The sequence below is a fragment of the Streptomyces sp. NPDC059010 genome, from assembly GCF_042740355.1.
In the GTDB taxonomy this organism is placed as follows: Bacteria; Actinomycetota; Actinomycetes; order Streptomycetales; family Streptomycetaceae; genus Streptomyces.
This window is the reverse complement of the sequence record NZ_JBHYJA010000020.1, coordinates 50,796-67,834: the sequence shown is the minus strand read 5'-3', so window position 1 is coordinate 67,834 and position 17,039 is coordinate 50,796. Positions and strand designations below refer to the sequence as shown.

Genomic DNA, 17,039 nt, shown 5'->3' with positions numbered 1-17,039 from the left:
GTGACGCCTTCTCCGTACGTCACGGACCGGCAGCGGCGGGGGATGGCCGGCACGGACCGAGGGGGGAAGCGACCGTGACGGCGCCAGGAGTGAACTCGCGGAAATGTGAAGGACATCAGTCCGGGAACGCGGGCGGAGGCCGCGCGGGCGGCGGATCCGGCGCCACGGATCCAGGGGGGAGCCAGGGGAAGTTGTAGACCTGAGGGTCAGTCAACGTCAAGCAGTTGAAAGGGAGTTGATGGGGCAACGGGTGCCGTGCGGGACCACGGAAAGCCCTTGAGTCACAGGTGACGCACAATCAACACCCTTTTTCCACAACCGCCTTGACCCTTGAGTGTAACCACCGGTAACTTCCCGGCTTGGCTACTGCGGAGTACGAGAAAGCCCTTGCATCCGCCGGGAGTTGCGAGGAGTCGTACGCCGTGGGCGCTGTCCGCGCCAGGACAACGTGCCACTGATGCCCTACCCGCACTTTCTCTGCACCTGGGAGCAGTTATGGCCTTGTCCGAGAACCCGGAAAGCGGTTCCGTGACCGACGCGCCCGAAGCGTCCGAAACCCCCGTCGGCCCCGCGAGACGCGGACGGGTCCGGGCCCGCCGGGCCGCCGTGATGGCGGTGCCGGCCACCCTGGTCGCCGGCGCGCTCGCGGTCCTCACCGCCGAGGGCGCGCTGGGCGTGCAGTTCGCCATCTCCGGCATGCCCTTCACGGTCACCGCGACCGAGCTCAACGGCACCGGGTTCGAGCAGTTCGGCGGCCTCGACGAGATGGCGCCGGGCAGCCCCAACGCGGGGGACACCGGCGGGCAGGTGCTGGTCGTCACGTCCGCGATCAAGAACGCGACGCTCACGAAGCTGTGCCAGAGCGTCGACCTCGGCGGTACGAATCTGCTCATCACCGCCGGTGGTGGGGCGGAGAAGGTGTCCGCGACCGATCTGACCACCGACTCGACCGAGCTGTCGGGTGACGCGGCGTTCAACAACATCGAGATCGGCAACGACGCGAGTACGTTGACCAAGGCCGGGGTCAAGGGGCCGATCGGTGTCTTCAGCCAGCAGGCCGACACCGTGCGGATCGCGAATCTCCGGCAGACCAACTACGCGACGACTGCCGGGGTCTTCAAGCTGCCCGGTCTGAAACTTCGCTTCAGCAGTTCGGGTTGCTGATGAGCGGGGTGGATGGATTCCGGTCGGCCTTCCGTCGCTGGCGGGCCGACCGGCCGTTCTGGGGCGGGTTGTCGCTCGCCCTGGGCGGGGCGTGGATTCTGCTCACGATGAAGGCCTCGCTGAAGGTCGTCCTGCATGTCGGGATGCAGGGACTGGCGGGGTATCTGCTGCCGGCGCTGATGGTGGTGCTGGGTCTGCTGGTTCTTTTCAACCCGGCGCAGCGGCTCTTCTACTCGATCACCGGGATTCTGATCACTCTGGGGACTTGGCTCACATCGAACCTGGGCGGGTTCTTCGTGGGGTTGCTGCTGGGTGCGGTGGGGAGTTGTCTCGCGTTCGGGTGGCTGCCGGATCAGGAGCCCCGGCGCAGTCGCCGACAGCGGAGGAAGGAAGCGGCGACGGCGCCGTAGGGGGTTGTTCCTGTTCGGCGAGTGCGGGTGTGCGGGGGCCGGTCGCGCAGACGTACGGGGCGGTGGCGTGCAAACCGAGTTGGCCTGCTTTGCGGGCGCAACCGAATTGGGCGGGCCGAGCGTCGGGCCGCGCTCCGGCCAGCGGTTCATCACGATGTGGCAGCAACGACTTACGCGGTGTGGTTGCACACTTGACTACCGATGGTCACACGCGATTGGCTCCGCCACAGCGAGAGTTCACCAGGTCGGCGACCTCCCCGTCCCACGTCGGCCGTACTCTCGTTCGTTCCTCCGGCTCGGCCGCACAGCGAGGTGCCGCACCCTCATGAAGACCCCACCCCCCTCCTCCGTCCCCGTTCGCTTCGCGGCTCTCGCGTCCGCCGCCTGTCTGCTGCTGGCCGGCTGCTCCGCCGGCGGCGGGGCCGACGACGCGTCGGACGCGGACGCGGCGGGCACCGCACGGCCGAAGGTCGCCCTCATCACCCACGGCGGCGAGGGGGACGCCTTCTGGGAGCTGGTGCAGAAGGGTGCGCAGACCGCGGCCGCCAAGGACGGCCTCGACGTGACCTACGCGAGCGACTCCGACCCGGCGGGACAGGCCGAGTTGATGCGGGACGCGATCCGGCAGAAGGTCGACGGCATCGCGGTGACCCTCGCCAAACCGTCGGCGATGACCGGTCCCGTCGCCGAGGCCCGCAGAGCGGGCATACCCGTGGTCGGCCTCAACTCCGGTATGGACGAGTGGCGGTCCGCCGGACTGCTCGGCTACTTCGGCCAGGACGAGAGCGTCGCGGGCCGGGCCGTGGGCGACAAGCTCGACGAGCTGAAGGCCAGGCACGCGCTGTGCGTGATCCACGAACGCGGCAATGTCGCCCTGGAGGCGCGCTGCGCGGGCGTGAAGAAGGCGTTCGGCGGCGAGACCGAGAACCTCTATGTGGACGGCACCGACATGGACGCGGTGACCGACTCCGTCGCGACCCGCCTCACCCAGGACCCGAGCATCGACGAAGTCGTCACGAACGGCGCTCAGTTCGCGCTGGCCGCGGTGAAGTCGGCCGAGGAGGCGCACTCCAAATGCCGGGTCGCGACCTTCGATCTCAACAAGGACCTGGTGCGGGCGGTCCGGGCCGGGGACGTGCAGTTCGCGGTGGACCAGCAGCCCTATCTGCAGGGCTATCTCGCGGTGGACTCGCTCCAGCTCTACCGCACCAACGGCAACACCCTGGGCGGTGGCGAGGCCCCCGTCCTCACCGGGCCCGCGTTCGTCACCAAGGCGAATGTCGCCGCGGTCGCGAAGTGGGCCGCCGATGGGACCCGCTGAGCGGACACTTCGCCCCACGCTGTCACCAAAGATTCGGCCAGGTGTGGCGCGTACGGTCACATGTACGGATAACATCCTGCGGACCCCCTGTGACGTACCGGACACGCCGCCACCCCTGGCGCTCGTCCACCTCCCGCACCGTTCCCCCCACCCGCTCATCCCCCACCCCCACCCGTTTCCGCGCGCCCCCATCCCCTCCACGCTGCTCCCCGTCCCCTCCGCGCTGACCGCCCCCGCCCTCCGCTGATCGCCCTAGGAAGACAATGTCTCCACGGACAGGCCCCCGGCGCCGCCTCGGCTCCATACGTCTCTCCCTGATCCTCCTGGCGCTGGTGCCCGGCATCACGCTGGCCGCCGTCTGGAGCGTGACGACGATCCAGATGTTCTCGGAGGGGCTGCGGCTGCGCTCGCAGACCGAGCTGAGCAGGTCGACCGGGGCCATGGGCACCGAGGCCACGCTGGCGCTGCAGCAGGAGCGCAGCTACTCGGCCGTATGGCTGGCGTCGCGCCGGGAGGAGGCCCGCGCCGCGCTGGACGAGCAGCGCGGTAAGACGGACAAGGCGGTCGCGAAGCTGCTCGGGCAGTCGGACGAGATCCAGCAGGCGCCGTCCCGGGTCAAGGACCGGCTGTACTCGGTCCTCGCGTCGGCGGGGAGCCTGGAGTACTACCGGGGACAGGTCGACAACCCCACCGACATCAAGGCCGCTCAGGCGCTCGGCCAGTACACGTCGATCATCGACGACCAGATCCACGCCTTCCAGGAGCTCTCCCAGGTCGACGACGGCGATCTCACCTCGCAGGCCGGTCCGCTGGTCTCGCTGGAGCACGCGGCGGAGCTGGTGTCCCGGGAGGACGCGCTGCTGACGCTGGCCGGGCCCGCGGGGAAGATGGACGACAAGACGTGGACCGAGTTCGCCGAGATGGTGAACACCCGGCGCTGGCTCGTCGGGGACCAGATCGTCCCCTCGCTCACCGGGAGCGCGAAGGCGGACACCGAGCGGATCCTGCGCGGTTCGCAGTGGCGGGCCCTGGAGTCCATCGAGGACCGGGTGCTCGCGGCCCGGGCGTCGGCCAGTGACCACGGGGACATCGCGATCCCGGACATGCAGAAGCAGTGGCGGGCCGCGCTGATCGACGTCTCCGACCAGTACTCGGTGCTGATCCGGCAGCAGACGTCCGGACTGCTGCAGCGCAGTGCGGACAACGCGCGCGATCTGCTGCTCAAGGCCGCCTTCCTGAGCGCGGGCGGGCTGGCCGGTCTGCTGCTGTGCGTCGGGATGTCCTGGCGGATCACCCGCTCGCTGTCCCGCCGGCTGCGCGGCCTGCGCGAGGCAACCCTGAGCCTCGCCCACGAGCGGCTGCCGGACGTGGTGGCCCGGCTGGAGCGGGGCGAGACGGTCGACGTGGAGCTGGCGACCCCGCCGCTGGACTACGGCCGCGACGAACTCGGCCAGGTGGCCAAGGCGTTCAACACCGCGCAGCGCACCGCCGTGCACACCGCCGTCGAACTCGCCGACACCCGGCGCGGCTTCCAGAAGATCATCCTGGGCATCGCCCGGCAGAGCCAGAACCTGGTCAACCTCCAGCTCACCAAGCTGGACGCGCTGGAGCGCGCGCACCAGGACCCCGAGGTCCTCAAGGGACTGTACGAACTGGACTCCACCGCCAGCCAGTTGCGCCGCTACGAGGAGAACCTCGTCATCATCAGCGGCGCGCGGCCCGGGCGCAGCTGGGCCGAGCCGGTCGCGCTGATCGACATCCTGCGCAGCGCCGTCGGCGAGGTCGCCGAGTACCAGCGGGTGGAGGTGCAGACCGAGGAGGAGGTGCATCTCGCGCCGCCCGCGGTGGCGGACGTCATCCATCTGCTGGCCGAGCTCATCGAGAACGCCACGCTGTACTCCCCCGCGCCCGCGCCGGTCGGGGTGCGGGCCGCGATGGTGGCCAAGGGGCTGGCCGTGGAGATCGAGGACCGGGGCCTCGGCATGTCCGAGGAGGACTACGACTCCTTCAACGCCCAGCTGGCCGAGCCGCCGCAGTTCGACGTGGTGGCGCTCGCCGACGACCTGCGGCTCGGCATGTTCGTGATCGCCCAGCTCGCCCAGCGGCACGGCATCGCGGTCACCCTGCGCTCGTCGCCGTACGGCGGCACCACGGCCATCGTGCTGATACCGCACGACGTCGTCGTACGGGAGGTCCCTGCCCCGCAGCAGAAGCAGGGACAGGGGCAGGGGCAGGAGGACGGCGAGGCGGAGGTGGAGGTCGAGCACGTCGGCGCCGCCGAACCGGAGGAGCCCGTACGGGACTCCCGCCCCGTGGTCCCGGCCCGCACCGCATCCACCCCGGCGGCTCCCACACCCCCGGCGCGCCGCGACGGCCTCTCCCCGCTTCCGCGCCGCGTACCGCAGACCAGCCTCGCCGCCGAACTGCGCGAGGAGGCCACGCCCGCCGAAGAGGACGGCTGCACCGACGACTTCACCGCGGAACAGGCCGCCTCCTCCCTCGCCTGCTTCCAGCGCGGCACGCTCCAGGCCCGCGACGACAGCGGCGACGAGGCTCCGGACGCGCTCGACACCGCCGACCAGCAGGGCCCGTCCGCCCTCGCCCGGTTCCAGCGCGCCACACTCCAGGCCCGCGACGACAGCGGTGACGACGCGCCGGACGCGTCCGAGGCCGTGGATCAGCGGGTCCCGGCCGCACGCCGGGCCCATGACGACGTCGCCGCCTGCGACGAGCCGCCCGCGGCCGACTCCGCCGCCTCTTCCCGGGCCGCCGCTCCCCCGTCCTCCCCTCCGTCCGCCGACCGCTCATGAAGGACATCGCCATGACACGCCCCAACCCCGCCACGGACACCCTGCTCGACCAGTTGCTCACCGGACTCGTGGAGCGGGTCGCCGACGTCAACCACGCCGTCGTCCTCTCCGAGGACGGGCTGGTGGTCAGCAAGTCCGTCGGGTTCCTGCGCGACGACGCCGAGCGGCTGGCGGCGACCGCGTCCGGCCTGATGAGCCTCAGCAAGGGCGTCAGCATGGACTTCCGGGGCGGCCCGGTGCGCCAGGCGCTGATCGAGATGGCCAACAGCTATCTGATCCTCACCTCGGCCGGTCCGGGCGCCCATCTCGTCGTGCTCACCAACCAGGGCGCCGACGTCGGTGTGGTGGCGTACCAGATGAACATGCTGGTGAAGAAGATCGGCGAGCACCTCTCGGCGGCACCGCGGGCCCATGTCGGTCCTGGCGCGTGAGGTGAGCGGAGACGATACGGCGGGTCGGCTGGTCCGTCCGTTCACGCTGACCGGCGGCCGGACCCGGCCCAGCCGCAGCGACTTCACGCTGATCACGACGGTGACGGCGGTGGATCCGCCGCCCGAGCGGGCGCCGCGTCCGCAGCCCGAGCAGCTGCGGATCCTGCGGCGCTGCGCGCGGCCGATCGCGGTGGCGGAACTCGCGGCCCATCTCGACCTGCCGGTCAGCGTGGTCACCATCATGCTCTGCGATCTGCTGGAGGCGGGCCTGATCACCGTGCATCCGCCGCACCCCGTCACCGCACGCACCCCGGACCTGGACCTGCTGCAGAAAGTGAGGGACGGCCTTGGCCGGCTCTGACACCACCGTGGAGGCGGTCGCGCCGCCCGACACGGTCAAGATCCTCATCGCCGGCGGCTTCGGTGTCGGCAAGACCACCATGGTCGGCTCGGTCAGCGAGATCGCCCCGCTGCGCACCGAGGAGCCGCTGACCGTCGCGGGCCTGGGCATCGACGACCTCAACGGCATCGAGCAGAAACGGTCCACGACGGTGGCCCTGGACTTCGGCCGGATCACCATCAGCCGGGAGCTGGTGCTGTATCTGTTCGGTACGCCCGGGCAGCAGCGGTTCTGGTTCATGTGGAACGACCTGGCGATCGGCGCGCTCGGTGCCGTGGTCCTGGTGGACGTCCGGCGGCCGGAGTCGAGCTTCGCGGCGATCGACTTCTTCGAGCGCCGGGGCATCCCCTTCGTCGTGGGCGTCAACGGCTTCCACGGCGAACACCCCTACCCCGCCGAGGAGATCCGGGACGCCCTGGCGCTCCCGGCGCATGTACGGGTGCTGCTGTGCGACGCGCGGGAGCGCGAGTCGTGCCGGGACGTGCTGATCGCCCTGATCGACCAGCTGATCGCCGACGCCCGCAAGGCGAGCTGAGCCGCGGGGACTTCGGGCCGGCCCGGTCGAGTGGCGGAAATCCGCCAAGGACGACCATGTGATTGACGCGAACCCCGCACTCTCCTACGTTCTGGTCGATTCACCGAACCTCGTTCGAGATATCGACCCTTCCTACTCCCCACACCCCCACACCCCACCCCTGGAGAGCCGCATGACGAACCCCTCCCGCAGACACTTCCTCGGCATGGCCGCGACGGTTCCACTGGCCGCGACCGGCGCGCTGGCCCTCGGCGCGGGCACCGCCCACGCGGCCGACTCGGCCTACGCGATGGTCTACTTCACCGAGTCCAACACCATGCTGGAGGCGAACTACAACCTCCACCTGGCCGTCAGCCCCGACGGTCTGCGCTGGACGCCGCTCAACCAGAACGCCCCCGTCGCCACCCCCACCCTCGGCGCCGGCGGTCTGCGCGACCCGTTCCTGCTGCGCAAGCAGGACGGCACGTTCGTCGTCCTCGCGACCGACCTGAGCGGCACCGACTGGACCCGCAACAGCGTCTACGTCCACGTCTGGGACTCCACCGACCTGCGCACCTTCACCGGCTACCGGCTGCTGAAACTGCATGACATGACGGGCACGCACAGCTGGGCGCCGGAGGCCTTCTGGGACGCCGCACGCGGCCAGTACGGCATCCTCTACTCGTCGGTGAACAGCAGCGGCCACAACGTCATCATGGTCAGCTACACCACCGACTTCCGTACGACGACCAGCCCCCAGGTCTTCTTCGACCCCGGCTACGACGTCATCGACGGCAACCTCACCGTCGGCGTGAACGGCGTCAACTACCTGTACTTCAAGCGGAACGGCACCCTGGTCGGCGCCCGCTCGACGACCCTGAACCCCGGCAGCTTCACCCCGTTCAGCACGGCGGTGAACCACGGCGGCACCGAGGCCCCCACGGTGGTCAAGTCCCTGACCGGCAACACCTGGTACCTCTGGGGAGACACCTACACGCCGAACGGCGTCTTCTACGTCTGGCAGACGAGCAACCTGGCCGCCGGCACCTGGACGGCACTGGACCAGAAGCTGTACACCCAGCCGCTCAACTCCAAGCACTGCGGCATCCACCCGATCACGTCGACCGAGTACAACAACCTGATCGCCAAGTGGGGCGCCCCGGCCTGGAACCGGCTCAAGTCGTACAACTACCCGGCGCGTTACGTCCGGCACAGCGGCTTCGCGGGCCGGATCGACGAGTACCCCTTCGACCCGTTCCCCGACTCCCAGTGGAAGCTGGTGCCGGGCCTCGCCGACTCCTCCGCCGTCTCGTTCCAGTCGGTCAACTACCCGACCCGGTATCTGCGGCACTACAACTACGCCCTGCGCCTCGACGCGAACGACGGCACGTCGACCTTCGCCGCGGACGCCACCTTCCACCGCACCGCCGGGCTCGCCGACTCCTCCTGGGCGTCGTTCCGCTCGTACAACAACCCGACGCGCTACATCAGGCATGCCGACTTCGCCCTGCGCATAGACCCGGTCACCACGGCGTCCGAGCGCCAGGACGCCACCTTCCAGGTCGGCTACTGAACAGCCCCCGGACAGCGGTGAGCGGGGCTGTGGCGGCGCCGACCGGCCACAGCCCCGCTTCGCGTTACGTCAGTTCAGGCCGGCCGACTTCAGCCAGGTCTTGGCCACGTCGAGCGGGTCCTTGCTGCCCAGCTGGACCTGGGAGTCCAGGTCGCGGAGCGTCTTGGTGTCCAGCTTGGCCGAGACCGCGTCGAGCGCCTCGACGCCCTCCTTGGACAGGCCGCTCTTGTAGACGAGCGGGGTCACGTTGGCGAAGCCGAAGAGGTTCTTCGGGTCCTTCAGGACGACGAAGCCCTCCTTGGTGATGGTCGGGTCCGTGGTGAAGATGTCCGCGGCCTGCACGGTGTTCTTGGTCAGCGCCGCCTGGGTCAGCTGGCCGCCCGCGTCCAGCGCCTTGAAGGACTTGAACTTCAGGCCGTACTCGGACTCCAGGCCCTTCAGGCCCTGCTGCCGGGTCTGGAACTCGGGCGAGCCGCCGATCACCAGGTCCGGGGCGATGTCCTTGAGGTCCTCAAGGCTGGACCCGGCGGTCAGCTTGTACTTCTTCGCCGTCTCGGCGTTGATGCTGACGGAGTCCTTGTTCTCGGCCGGCGAGGACTCCAGCAGCGTCAGCTTGGCGTCCAGCTTGCCCTTCACCGCCGTGTTCACGGTCTCGGCCGACTCCTGCTTCGCCTTCGGGTCGAGGTAGGACAGCAGCGAGCCGTTGTACTCCGGCAGGACCGTGATGGAGCCGTTCTTCAGCAGACCGTAGGTGGTCTCGCGGCTGCCGATGTTGGGCTTGTAGGTGACCTTGATGCCCTTGGCCTTGAGGGCCTCGCCGTAGATGTCGGCGAGCAGGATGCTCTCGGCGAAGTTGTTGGAGCCGACGACGACCGTGTCGCCGCTCGCCTCGCCCTCGGCGAGCGGGTCGGACTTGTCGGAGGAGGAACATCCCGCCAGCAGCGCCGCGGTGGCGGCGAGCGCGACGGCGGCCGCGCCGGGATGGTTCCTGAAGGACCTGCTGCGTGAGGCGGTGAAAGTCACGATTCCCGTTCCGGATTCATTGGGTTGGGAGAGCTCTTTCATTGATCCAAGCCAGCCGGTTCTTGGTCAGTCAAGAGCGGCCAGGTCACCGATTGGCCTCAAAAATCGGAAGGTAACGGGCAGTTGCGCTCCGATGTGAAGGCGGGACGGTTGGGGTGCAGGGGGAAGTAACGGATTCTTGACGTACAGTTCCGGTCACGGCACTTCAGGGGCGGTACTGTCCCCCGGAAAAAGCCGGTCCGTATTCGTGCAACAGCGGTCACGCAAGACCCCTGCGCGCCGTGTGACGCCCACGAAGGAGGCAGGGTGGCCAGTCACCAGGCGGGCGTAACCCGTCCGCGTCGGCTGCGCGGCCTCGCCGTCCGCTGGCCGTTCCGGCGCAAGCTCAATCTGCTGGTCGGCGTGCCGCTCACCCTGGTCGCCGCACTCCTCGCCTATCTCATCGCCGACCAGACCGCGCAGTCGCGCAACGCCGCCGACGCCGCCCGGCTGGTCCGGCAGAGCGTCGAGGTCGCCACCCTCGTCGACCGGCTGGCGGCCGAGCACCAGCAGGCCGTCCTGCTCTCCGTACGGCATGAGACCGCCCAGCGTGACGCGCCCTCGTCCGCCGCCTACCGCACAGCGCAGTCCCTGGTGAACGCCCAGGTCGAGCGGGTCCGCGACGCCTTCGGGGACCGGCTGCCGGAGAGCGAGGCACAGGCGCTGCGGGCGGTCGAGGGCATGAGCAGCCTGCGCGACACGGTCGAGCAGCAGTACCTGGCCGCCGAGAACATCGACCCCGCGTACACCCACAGCGCACAGGGCCTGATCGACGGCCTGGGGCTGGACCGCAACCCCGATCTCGCGACCACCTTCACCGGCAGCCTGCTCGACTCACTGCTGCGCGCGGGCGCCGCGCACAGCGCCTTCGAGACCGGCGTGTTCTCGGCGTCGACCGGTGACTCCAACGCGCTCATCGAGTTCATCGGCGCGATCGGCTCCTACGACGAGTACACCCACCAGGCCGACCGCTTCGCCCGGTTCGCCACCGAGTCGCAGGCCGCGCAGCTCTCCGGGATCCGGTACACCGCCGCCCAGAGCATCATCAGCCGGCAGTTCGCCGAGCTGCAGATCGACCCCGGCGCGGTGCAGGCCGAATCGCCGGCCGAGGTCCGCAGGTCGCTCGATGAGGCGCTCGACTCCTACCCCGCCTATCGCGACCAGGCCAGGACACGGCTGGCGATCACCACGTCCCTGATCGGCCAGATCGCCGACCGGGCGGACCACGCCTCCGAGGAGGCGGCGCTGCGCGCGGTCCTGCTGCTGGGCCTCGCCCTGCTCGCCTTCGCCGTCTGGCTGGTCCTCGCGATGCTGGTCCGCCGTTCCGTGCTCCGCCCGGTGCAGGCGGTCACGGATGCCGCGCGGCAGGTCGCCGAGGTCGCCGAGCGCGAGCTGGCCCGGGTGGCCGACGACGACGCCGAGGACGACGGTCCGCCGCGGCTGCGCGAGATGCCGGTGACGGCGCGCGACGAGATCGGTGAGCTCGCCGAGACGTTCAACCAGGTGCAGACGATGGCGGCGGCCCTGCTGGAGCGGCAGGTGCTCAGCCGGCGCAACGTCGCGGAGATGTTCGGCAACGTGGGCCGCCGGGTCAGCAACCTGACGACGCGCCAGCTGGCGCTGATCGACGCGGTGGAGCGGGGCGAGACCGACCCCGCGCTCCTGGAGCGCCTGTACTCCATCGACCACATCGCGGTCCGGCTGCGCCGCAACGCCGACAGTCTGATGCTGCTCGCCGGCATACACGAGGCCGACCTGGACGCCGGTCCCACCGCACTCACCAACCTCGTACGCGCCTCGCTCGGCCAGATCGAGGGCTATCAGCGGGTGGAGCTGCGGGCGCGGACCGAGGCCATGGTGGAGCCGGAGGTCATCGGCGACCTCACGCTGATGGTGGCCGAACTCCTGGAGAACGCCGTGTCGTTCTCGCCGGAGGGCAGCCCCGTCGAGGTGACGGTGGCGAACGGCGAGCACGACGACGCGGTGATCGTGGTCGCCGACCACGGCCTGGGCATGAGCCCCGAGCGCCTCGACGAGGAGAACGCCCGGCTGATCCGCCGCGAGCGACTGGACCTCGTACCGACGAAGGTCCTGGGCCTGTTCGTGGTCGGCACGCTGGCCCGCCGCTGGGAGATCACGGTCACGCTGTCGCGTACGCCGGGCGGCGGTGTGACGGCCGAGGTGACGGTGCCGTCGTCGCGGCTGGTGACGGGGAGCACGACCGGCGCCACGGCCATGGCGGCGCTGGCCGCGGTGGCCACGGTGGCCGAGGCGGTGCCCGCCGCGAAGACACCGTCGGTCCCGGTGCCCGGCCCCCGTCCGTCGGCCGCCGTGCCGGGAGCCGCCGCCGTACGGGCGGCGGACGACGACGCCGGCGGCGACGCGGGCGACGACGGACTGCGGCCGCTCCCCCGCCGGGTCTCCCAGCGGGCGGTCGCCCAGGACGAGACACCGGTCGCCCCCGAGTCCCCCGCCGGCACCCGCCCCCTGCGTCGCCGGGTCCGCGGTGCGACCCTCCAGGCGAACGGCGCGGCCCCCGAGCGGCAGGCGACGCTGCCCGAGTCGGTGCGGACCGTGGACGCGGAGGCCGTGCGGGCCGCGATCGAGGAGTTCGAGGCCGCCGTGGAACGCGCGCACCGCGACAGCCGAAGCGGCGGCGATCGAAAGGGCAGCGTTCGAAGGGACACCGGAGAACACTCCGCCCCAGCCACACCCTCAGCCACACCCCCAACCCCCCATGTGCACGTGCACGACCAGAACGACCCCCCGGAAGGAGCGGAGCAGTGAGCACGTCGACAGGTGGCACCCCGGCGGGAGGCCCCACCCCGGCCGAACTGCAGGCCGCCGCAGCCGACTTCACCTGGCTGCTGAAGCGCTTCGCGACGGAGACCGCCGGCGTCGTGGACGCCATCGCCGTCTCGTCCGACGGACTCCTCATCGCCGTGTCCGAAGTGCGCGAGCACGCCGACTCCGAGCGGCTCGCCGCGATCGTCTCCGGCATCACCAGCCTGGCCGCCGGCGCCTCCGGCAACTACGGCCTGGGCGGCCTCAACAAGGTCATCATCGACCTGGAGGGCGGCCATGTCCTGGTCTCCGCGATCGGCAGCGGCGCCGTGCTCGGCGTGGTCACCGACAAGGAGGCCAAGCTGGGCAACATCGCCTACGAGATGACGGTGTTCGCCAACCGGGTCGGCGCCGCCCTCAGCCCGCAGCTCGTGCTGGAGCTGAAGAACAGCGTCGGCGCCGCGTCGGCCCGCTGACCGGGCCGGCACCAGACCGAGGAGAAACGGACGACCCCATGGCGGACGGCACCCCACCGCCGGACCCTAGCGGCCCGGACCCGGTCGGCCCCGCCTCCGCCGTGCGGCCGTTCCTGCTCACCGCCGGCCGGGTGGCGGACGGCGCCGACGGCCCGTCGATGCCCGTGGAGACCCAGGTGGTGGCCACCGCCGAGGGGCTCGACGCGCTCGACCGGCTGCGCTTCGAGCAGCACGACATCGTCGCCGTGTGCCGGCTGCCGCAGTCCATCGCGGAGATCGCGGCCCGGCTGCGGCTGCACCTCAACGTGGTGCGCGTCCTCGCCGAGGACCTGCGCGCCGCCGGGCAGCTGACGGTGCACGTGCCCGACTCCGACGCCGTCCATGACGCATCCGTCCTGCGCAGGGTCATCGACGGCCTGCGCGCCGTCCCCGACTCACGAGGGGTACTCAGTGACACCGACTGAACCGGCCACCGTACGACCGCCGCTGCCGGTGAAGATGGTGATATCGGGCGGCTTCGGCGTGGGCAAGACCACCACGGTCGGCTCGATATCCGAGATCGAGCCGCTGACCACCGAGGCCGCCATCACGGAGGTCGCGGCGGGCGTGGACGACCTCACGCACACCCCGCGCAAGACGACGACCACGGTGGCGATGGACTTCGGCTGCCTCACCATCGACCCCACGCTGAAGCTGTACCTGTTCGGTACGCCCGGCCAGCAGCGGTTCGGGTTCATGTGGGACGACATCGTCGAGGGCGCGGTCGGCGGCCTTGTCATCGTCGACACCCGCCGTCTCGACGACTGCTACGCCGCCGTCGACTACTTCGAGCACAAGGGCATCCCCTTCGCGGTCGCCGCCAACGCCTTCGACGGCAAGGTCGAGCACACCCTGGAGGAGATCCGCTGGGCACTCGACGTCGGCGACGGCGTCCCGGTCGTCGTCTTCGACGCCCGCGAGCGCGGCTCGGTACGGGACGCGCTGCTGGTCGTACTGGAACTGGCCCTGGCGCGCACGGAGGCGTGAGGGCGAGCGCGGAATGCCCGCGCCCGCCGCGCAGTTGGTGTCCGTCATGAGCTTCGACGACCGCACGATCACCAATCCGTCCACGCTGCACGACCCGACGCCGTTCGGCTACAGCCACGCCGTCTCGGCGCCCGGCGAACTCGTCTTCATCGCCGGCCAGTACGCCTCCGACGCGGACGGCGCCCCCGTACCCGGTGACTTCGCGGCGCAGGTGGAGCTGGCCTTCGACCGGCTGCGGGCGGCGCTGGAGGGCGTCGGCCTGGGCTACGAACAGGTGGTCCGCCTCGGCACGTTCATCGTCGACCACGACACCGCCAAGTTGGAGACCCTGGGCAAGGCCCTGCACGCCCGCTTCGGCGACCGCCTGCCCGCCCAGACCCTGAGCGGCGTCGCCTCGCTGGCGCTGCCCGGCATGCTCTTCGAGGTCGAGGCCGTGGCCGTACGGCGCTCTCCGCGCGGCTAGCTGCGCCTGCGCACCCCCGCCGACACGGCGAGCCGTCCCAGTGCCCAGAACAGCGCGAGGGTGGTGAGGGCCAGGGCGGCGACCAGGGTGGCGCCGCCGACGACCTTCTCGTAGTTGCGCTGGTAGAGGCCGTCGATGATGTAGCGACCGAGGCCGCCGAAGCTGACGTAGGCGGCGATGGTGGCCGTCGAGACGATCTGGATGGCCGCGGAGCGCAGGCCGCTGAGGATCAGCGGGAGGGCGACGGGCAGTTCGACCCGGAACAGGACGCCGGTCTCGGCCATGCCCATGCCGCGGGCGGCGTCCACCGGGGCGGGGTCGACGGAGCGCATCGCCTCGTAGGTGGTGACCAGGATCGGCGGGACGGCGAGCACGACCAGCGGGATCATCACGGGAGCCATGCCCAGGCCGAGCAGGATGAACATCAGCACCATCAGGCCGAAGCTGGGCAGCGCCCGGCCGGCGGTGGCGATGAGGGCGAGCGTGTTGCCGCCGCGCCCGGTGTGGCCGGTGAGCAGGCCGACCGGCAGGCCGATCGCGGCGGCGATGGCGAGCGCCGTCAGCGTGTACTGGATGTGTTCGGCGACCCGCGTCGGGATGCCGTCGTAGCCCTGCCAGTGGCCGCTGTCGCTGAAGAAGGCGTTGATGAAGTTGAGGACGTTCACCGGGCGGCCTCCTTGACGGCGAGCGTGCGCGCGTTCTTGCGGGTGCCGCGTGGCATCCAGGGCGTCAGCAGCACACGGAGGCCGATCAGCGCGGCGTCCACGAGCAGGGCGAGGACGGCCGTGCCGACCACCGAGAGCCACACCAGACGCGGCTGGTGGTAGATCATGCCGCTGTTGAGGAGGTTGCCGAGAGCCCCCGCGTTGCCGATCAGCATGCCGACGCTGACCAGGGAGATGCTCGACACGGACGCCACCCGCAGTCCGGCGATGATCGCGGGCGCCGCGATCGGCAACTGCACCTGCAGATAACGCCGTACGGGCCCGAAGCCCATGGCGGTGGCGGCGGCCAGGGTCTCCTGCGGCACCGACCGCACGCCGTCGACGATGGCCGGGACCAGCACCACCAGGCTGTACACGGCCAGCGGGATCATCACCGTGAGCTCGCTCAGACCGGTGTAGTCGATGAGGATGACGAAGAACGCGAGGGACGGAATCGCGTACAGCACGGTCGTCGCCCACAGCACGGGCGGGTACAGCCAGCGCAGCCGCACGCACAGCTGGGCGACGGGCAGGGCCACGAGCAGTCCGGCCAGCACCGGGATCAGGGCTTCACGCAGATGCAGGGCGACGAGTCCGAAGTAGCTGTTCTGCAGGTCGCTGGGCATACGGAGGAGGTCGTTCATGGCGCGACCTTCTCGACGTCGGGGACGTCGTCGTCCGGTACGTCACCGTCCTGTGCGTCGCCGTCCGCGCTCCGCTGCGCGTGCGCCCCGCGGATGGCCTCGCCGATGGTGAGCTGGGAGACGACCCCGGCGGCCCGCCCGTCGGCGTCCACGGCGACGGCCCATCCGGTGGGCGAGAGCACGGCACAGTCGAGGGCGGCCCGCAGCGAGTCCGTACCGGCGGCGAACGGCCGCCCGTGCGGCAGCAGTCGGTCCGTCGCGATCTCCCCGGCGGTGAGGTCCTGCGGCTCGCTCCAGCCGAGGGGCTTGCCGTCCGGGTCGGTGACGAGGAGATACGGTGCCTCGCCCGCACCGGCGGCGGCGATCTGCTCGGCGGTGGCGTCGACGGCGACGACCGGCTCGGTCAGCAGCTCCAGGCCGGCCGAGGGGAAGAAGGACAGCCGCCGGATGCCGCGGTCGGCGCCGAGGAAGTCCTCCACGAACGCGTCGGCGGGATGCGTCAGCAGCTCGGCGGGCGGGGCGAACTGGGCGAGATGCCCGCCGGTGCGCATCACGGCGACCATCGTGCCGAGCTTGACGGCCTCGTCGATGTCATGGGTCACGAAGACGATGGTCTTGCCCAACTCCTCCTGGATCCTGAGGAGTTCGTCCTGCAGCCCCTTGCGCACCACGGGGTCCACGGCCGAGAACGGCTCGTCCATCAGCAGCACCGGCGGATCCGCGGCGAGCGCCCGCGCCACACCGACGCGCTGCTGCTGCCCCCCGGACAACTGGTACGGATACCGCTTGGCGAGCGCCCCGTCGAGCCCCACCCGCTCCATCAACTCCCGCGCCCGCGCCCGCGACTTCTCCTTGCCCCAGCCGAGCAGACGGGGCACGGTCGCGATGTTGTCGAGGATCGTGCGGTGCTGGAAGAGACCGGCGTTCTGGATGACGTAACCCATGGACCGGCGCAGCGTGTTCACGGGCTGCTGTGCGATGTCCACACCGTCGAGCAGGATGGCGCCCTCACTGGGCTCGACCATCCGGTTGATCATCCGCAGCGTCGTCGTCTTCCCACAGCCCGACGGCCCCACGAGAACGGTGATCGAGCGGTCGGGTATCTCCAGCGACAGCCGGTCGACCGCCACCGTGCCGTCCGGGTACCGCTTGGTGACTGAATCTATCCGTATCAAAACGCCGAATACCCTTCGGGTTTGGCAGATTTCGCCCGCTTCGACCACGGGCCCGGGCCGTTGAGGCCCGAGTCTAGACCGC

The 17,039-nt window shown here is 70.5% G+C and carries 17 protein-coding genes; 13 read left to right on the top strand and 4 right to left on the bottom strand.

The features are described from left to right. The first annotated feature begins 495 nt into the window (after positions 1-495). From ACFWYS_RS22750 to ACFWYS_RS22715, 8 genes are all read left to right on the top strand, one after another. A complete protein-coding gene (locus ACFWYS_RS22750; RefSeq protein WP_384771816.1) occupies positions 496-1,164 on the top strand; it encodes a DUF6230 family protein in 669 nt (222 codons plus the stop codon). Further along, positions 1,164-1,574 carry a DUF6114 domain-containing protein gene (locus ACFWYS_RS22745; protein WP_384771814.1) on the top strand — a complete coding sequence of 137 codons (411 nt, stop codon included), beginning with the start codon at positions 1,164-1,166 and terminating at the stop codon, positions 1,572-1,574. Before ACFWYS_RS22750 ends, ACFWYS_RS22745 begins: the two co-directional genes overlap by 1 nt. A 325-nt stretch (positions 1,575-1,899) precedes the next feature. Further along, positions 1,900-2,895 (top strand): substrate-binding domain-containing protein, encoded by a 996-nt coding sequence (locus ACFWYS_RS22740; protein WP_384771811.1) that lies wholly within the window; start codon positions 1,900-1,902, stop codon positions 2,893-2,895. A 263-nt stretch (positions 2,896-3,158) separates the two neighbouring features. Beyond that, positions 3,159-5,705: a nitrate- and nitrite sensing domain-containing protein gene (locus ACFWYS_RS22735; protein ID WP_384771808.1), complete on the top strand. Its 2,547-nt coding sequence runs from the start codon at positions 3,159-3,161 to the stop codon at positions 5,703-5,705. Between the two features lie 11 nt (positions 5,706-5,716). Then, a complete protein-coding gene (locus tag ACFWYS_RS22730; protein WP_384771805.1) occupies positions 5,717-6,136 on the top strand; it encodes a roadblock/LC7 domain-containing protein in 420 nt (139 codons plus the stop codon). Beyond that, on the top strand, positions 6,117-6,497 hold the full coding sequence (locus ACFWYS_RS22725) for a DUF742 domain-containing protein (RefSeq protein WP_384771803.1): 381 nt from the start codon (positions 6,117-6,119) through the stop codon (positions 6,495-6,497). The genes ACFWYS_RS22730 and ACFWYS_RS22725 overlap by 20 nt, the downstream gene beginning before the upstream one ends. Next, positions 6,484-7,071, top strand: a complete 588-nt coding sequence (locus ACFWYS_RS22720) for an ATP/GTP-binding protein (protein ID WP_384771800.1) — start codon at positions 6,484-6,486, stop codon at positions 7,069-7,071. The genes ACFWYS_RS22725 and ACFWYS_RS22720 overlap by 14 nt, the downstream gene beginning before the upstream one ends. Positions 7,072-7,243: 172 nt before the next feature. Beyond that, positions 7,244-8,623: a glycoside hydrolase family 43 protein gene (locus tag ACFWYS_RS22715; RefSeq protein ID WP_384771797.1), complete on the top strand. Its 1,380-nt coding sequence runs from the start codon at positions 7,244-7,246 to the stop codon at positions 8,621-8,623. Between the two features lie 69 nt (positions 8,624-8,692). Here the strand turns inward: ACFWYS_RS22715 and ACFWYS_RS22710 are convergent, their stop codons facing one another. Next, positions 8,693-9,646 carry an ABC transporter substrate-binding protein gene (locus ACFWYS_RS22710; protein ID WP_384771794.1) on the bottom strand — a complete coding sequence of 318 codons (954 nt, stop codon included), beginning with the start codon at positions 9,644-9,646 and terminating at the stop codon, positions 8,693-8,695. Between the two features lie 306 nt (positions 9,647-9,952). Here ACFWYS_RS22710 and ACFWYS_RS22705 point away from each other — a divergent pair, with 306 nt between their 5' ends. From ACFWYS_RS22705 to ACFWYS_RS22685, 5 genes are read left to right on the top strand one after another with little or no spacing between them, the layout of a single operon-like run. After that, complete coding sequence (locus tag ACFWYS_RS22705) at positions 9,953-12,472, top strand: ATP-binding protein (RefSeq protein WP_384771791.1); 2,520 nt, start codon at positions 9,953-9,955, stop codon at positions 12,470-12,472. Continuing rightward, complete coding sequence (locus tag ACFWYS_RS22700) at positions 12,469-12,945, top strand: roadblock/LC7 domain-containing protein (RefSeq protein WP_384771788.1); 477 nt, start codon at positions 12,469-12,471, stop codon at positions 12,943-12,945. The genes ACFWYS_RS22705 and ACFWYS_RS22700 overlap by 4 nt, the downstream gene beginning before the upstream one ends. A gap of 38 nt (positions 12,946-12,983) precedes the next feature. Continuing rightward, entirely contained in the window at positions 12,984-13,409 is a 426-nt protein-coding gene (locus ACFWYS_RS22695) for a DUF742 domain-containing protein (RefSeq protein WP_384771786.1), read from the top strand. After that, positions 13,396-13,971, top strand: a complete 576-nt coding sequence (locus ACFWYS_RS22690) for an ATP/GTP-binding protein (protein ID WP_384771783.1) — start codon at positions 13,396-13,398, stop codon at positions 13,969-13,971. The genes ACFWYS_RS22695 and ACFWYS_RS22690 overlap by 14 nt, the downstream gene beginning before the upstream one ends. Before the next feature lie 46 nt (positions 13,972-14,017). Continuing rightward, positions 14,018-14,434 (top strand): RidA family protein, encoded by a 417-nt coding sequence (locus ACFWYS_RS22685; protein ID WP_384772081.1) that lies wholly within the window; start codon positions 14,018-14,020, stop codon positions 14,432-14,434. Here the strand turns inward: ACFWYS_RS22685 and ACFWYS_RS22680 are convergent. The 3 genes from ACFWYS_RS22680 to ACFWYS_RS22670 are packed head-to-tail and all read right to left on the bottom strand — an operon-like array spanning position 14,431 to position 16,957. Then, the gene (locus ACFWYS_RS22680) at positions 14,431-15,099 is read right to left on the bottom strand and encodes an ABC transporter permease (protein WP_384771780.1); all 669 of its coding nucleotides are present in this window, start codon (positions 15,097-15,099) and stop codon (positions 14,431-14,433) included. The genes ACFWYS_RS22685 and ACFWYS_RS22680 overlap by 4 nt on opposite strands. Continuing rightward, on the bottom strand, positions 15,096-15,782 hold the full coding sequence (locus ACFWYS_RS22675; protein ID WP_384771778.1) for an ABC transporter permease: 687 nt from the start codon (positions 15,780-15,782) through the stop codon (positions 15,096-15,098). The genes ACFWYS_RS22680 and ACFWYS_RS22675 overlap by 4 nt, the downstream gene beginning before the upstream one ends. Continuing rightward, positions 15,779-16,957 carry an ABC transporter ATP-binding protein gene (locus ACFWYS_RS22670; RefSeq protein WP_384771775.1) on the bottom strand — a complete coding sequence of 393 codons (1,179 nt, stop codon included), beginning with the start codon at positions 16,955-16,957 and terminating at the stop codon, positions 15,779-15,781. Before ACFWYS_RS22670 ends, ACFWYS_RS22675 begins: the two co-directional genes overlap by 4 nt. Positions 16,958-17,039: the final 82 nt, after the last annotated feature.

Excerpts from the sequence above, each read along its gene's own strand:
- ACFWYS_RS22750 (WP_384771816.1), top strand. The coding sequence starts at position 496 with ATGGCCTTGTCCGAGAACCCGGAAAGCGGTTCCGTGACCGACGCGCCC.
- ACFWYS_RS22745 (WP_384771814.1), top strand. The coding sequence starts at position 1,164 with ATGAGCGGGGTGGATGGATTCCGGTCGGCCTTCCGTCGCTGGCGGGCC.
- ACFWYS_RS22740 (WP_384771811.1), top strand. The coding sequence starts at position 1,900 with ATGAAGACCCCACCCCCCTCCTCCGTCCCCGTTCGCTTCGCGGCTCTC.
- ACFWYS_RS22735 (WP_384771808.1), top strand. The coding sequence starts at position 3,159 with ATGTCTCCACGGACAGGCCCCCGGCGCCGCCTCGGCTCCATACGTCTC.
- ACFWYS_RS22730 (WP_384771805.1), top strand. The coding sequence starts at position 5,717 with ATGACACGCCCCAACCCCGCCACGGACACCCTGCTCGACCAGTTGCTC.
- ACFWYS_RS22725 (WP_384771803.1), top strand. The coding sequence starts at position 6,117 with ATGTCGGTCCTGGCGCGTGAGGTGAGCGGAGACGATACGGCGGGTCGG.
- ACFWYS_RS22715 (WP_384771797.1), top strand. The coding sequence starts at position 7,244 with ATGACGAACCCCTCCCGCAGACACTTCCTCGGCATGGCCGCGACGGTT.
- ACFWYS_RS22695 (WP_384771786.1), top strand. The coding sequence starts at position 12,984 with ATGGCGGACGGCACCCCACCGCCGGACCCTAGCGGCCCGGACCCGGTC.
- ACFWYS_RS22685 (WP_384772081.1), top strand. The coding sequence starts at position 14,018 with ATGAGCTTCGACGACCGCACGATCACCAATCCGTCCACGCTGCACGAC.
- ACFWYS_RS22675 (WP_384771778.1), bottom strand. The coding sequence starts at position 15,782 with ATGAACGACCTCCTCCGTATGCCCAGCGACCTGCAGAACAGCTACTTC.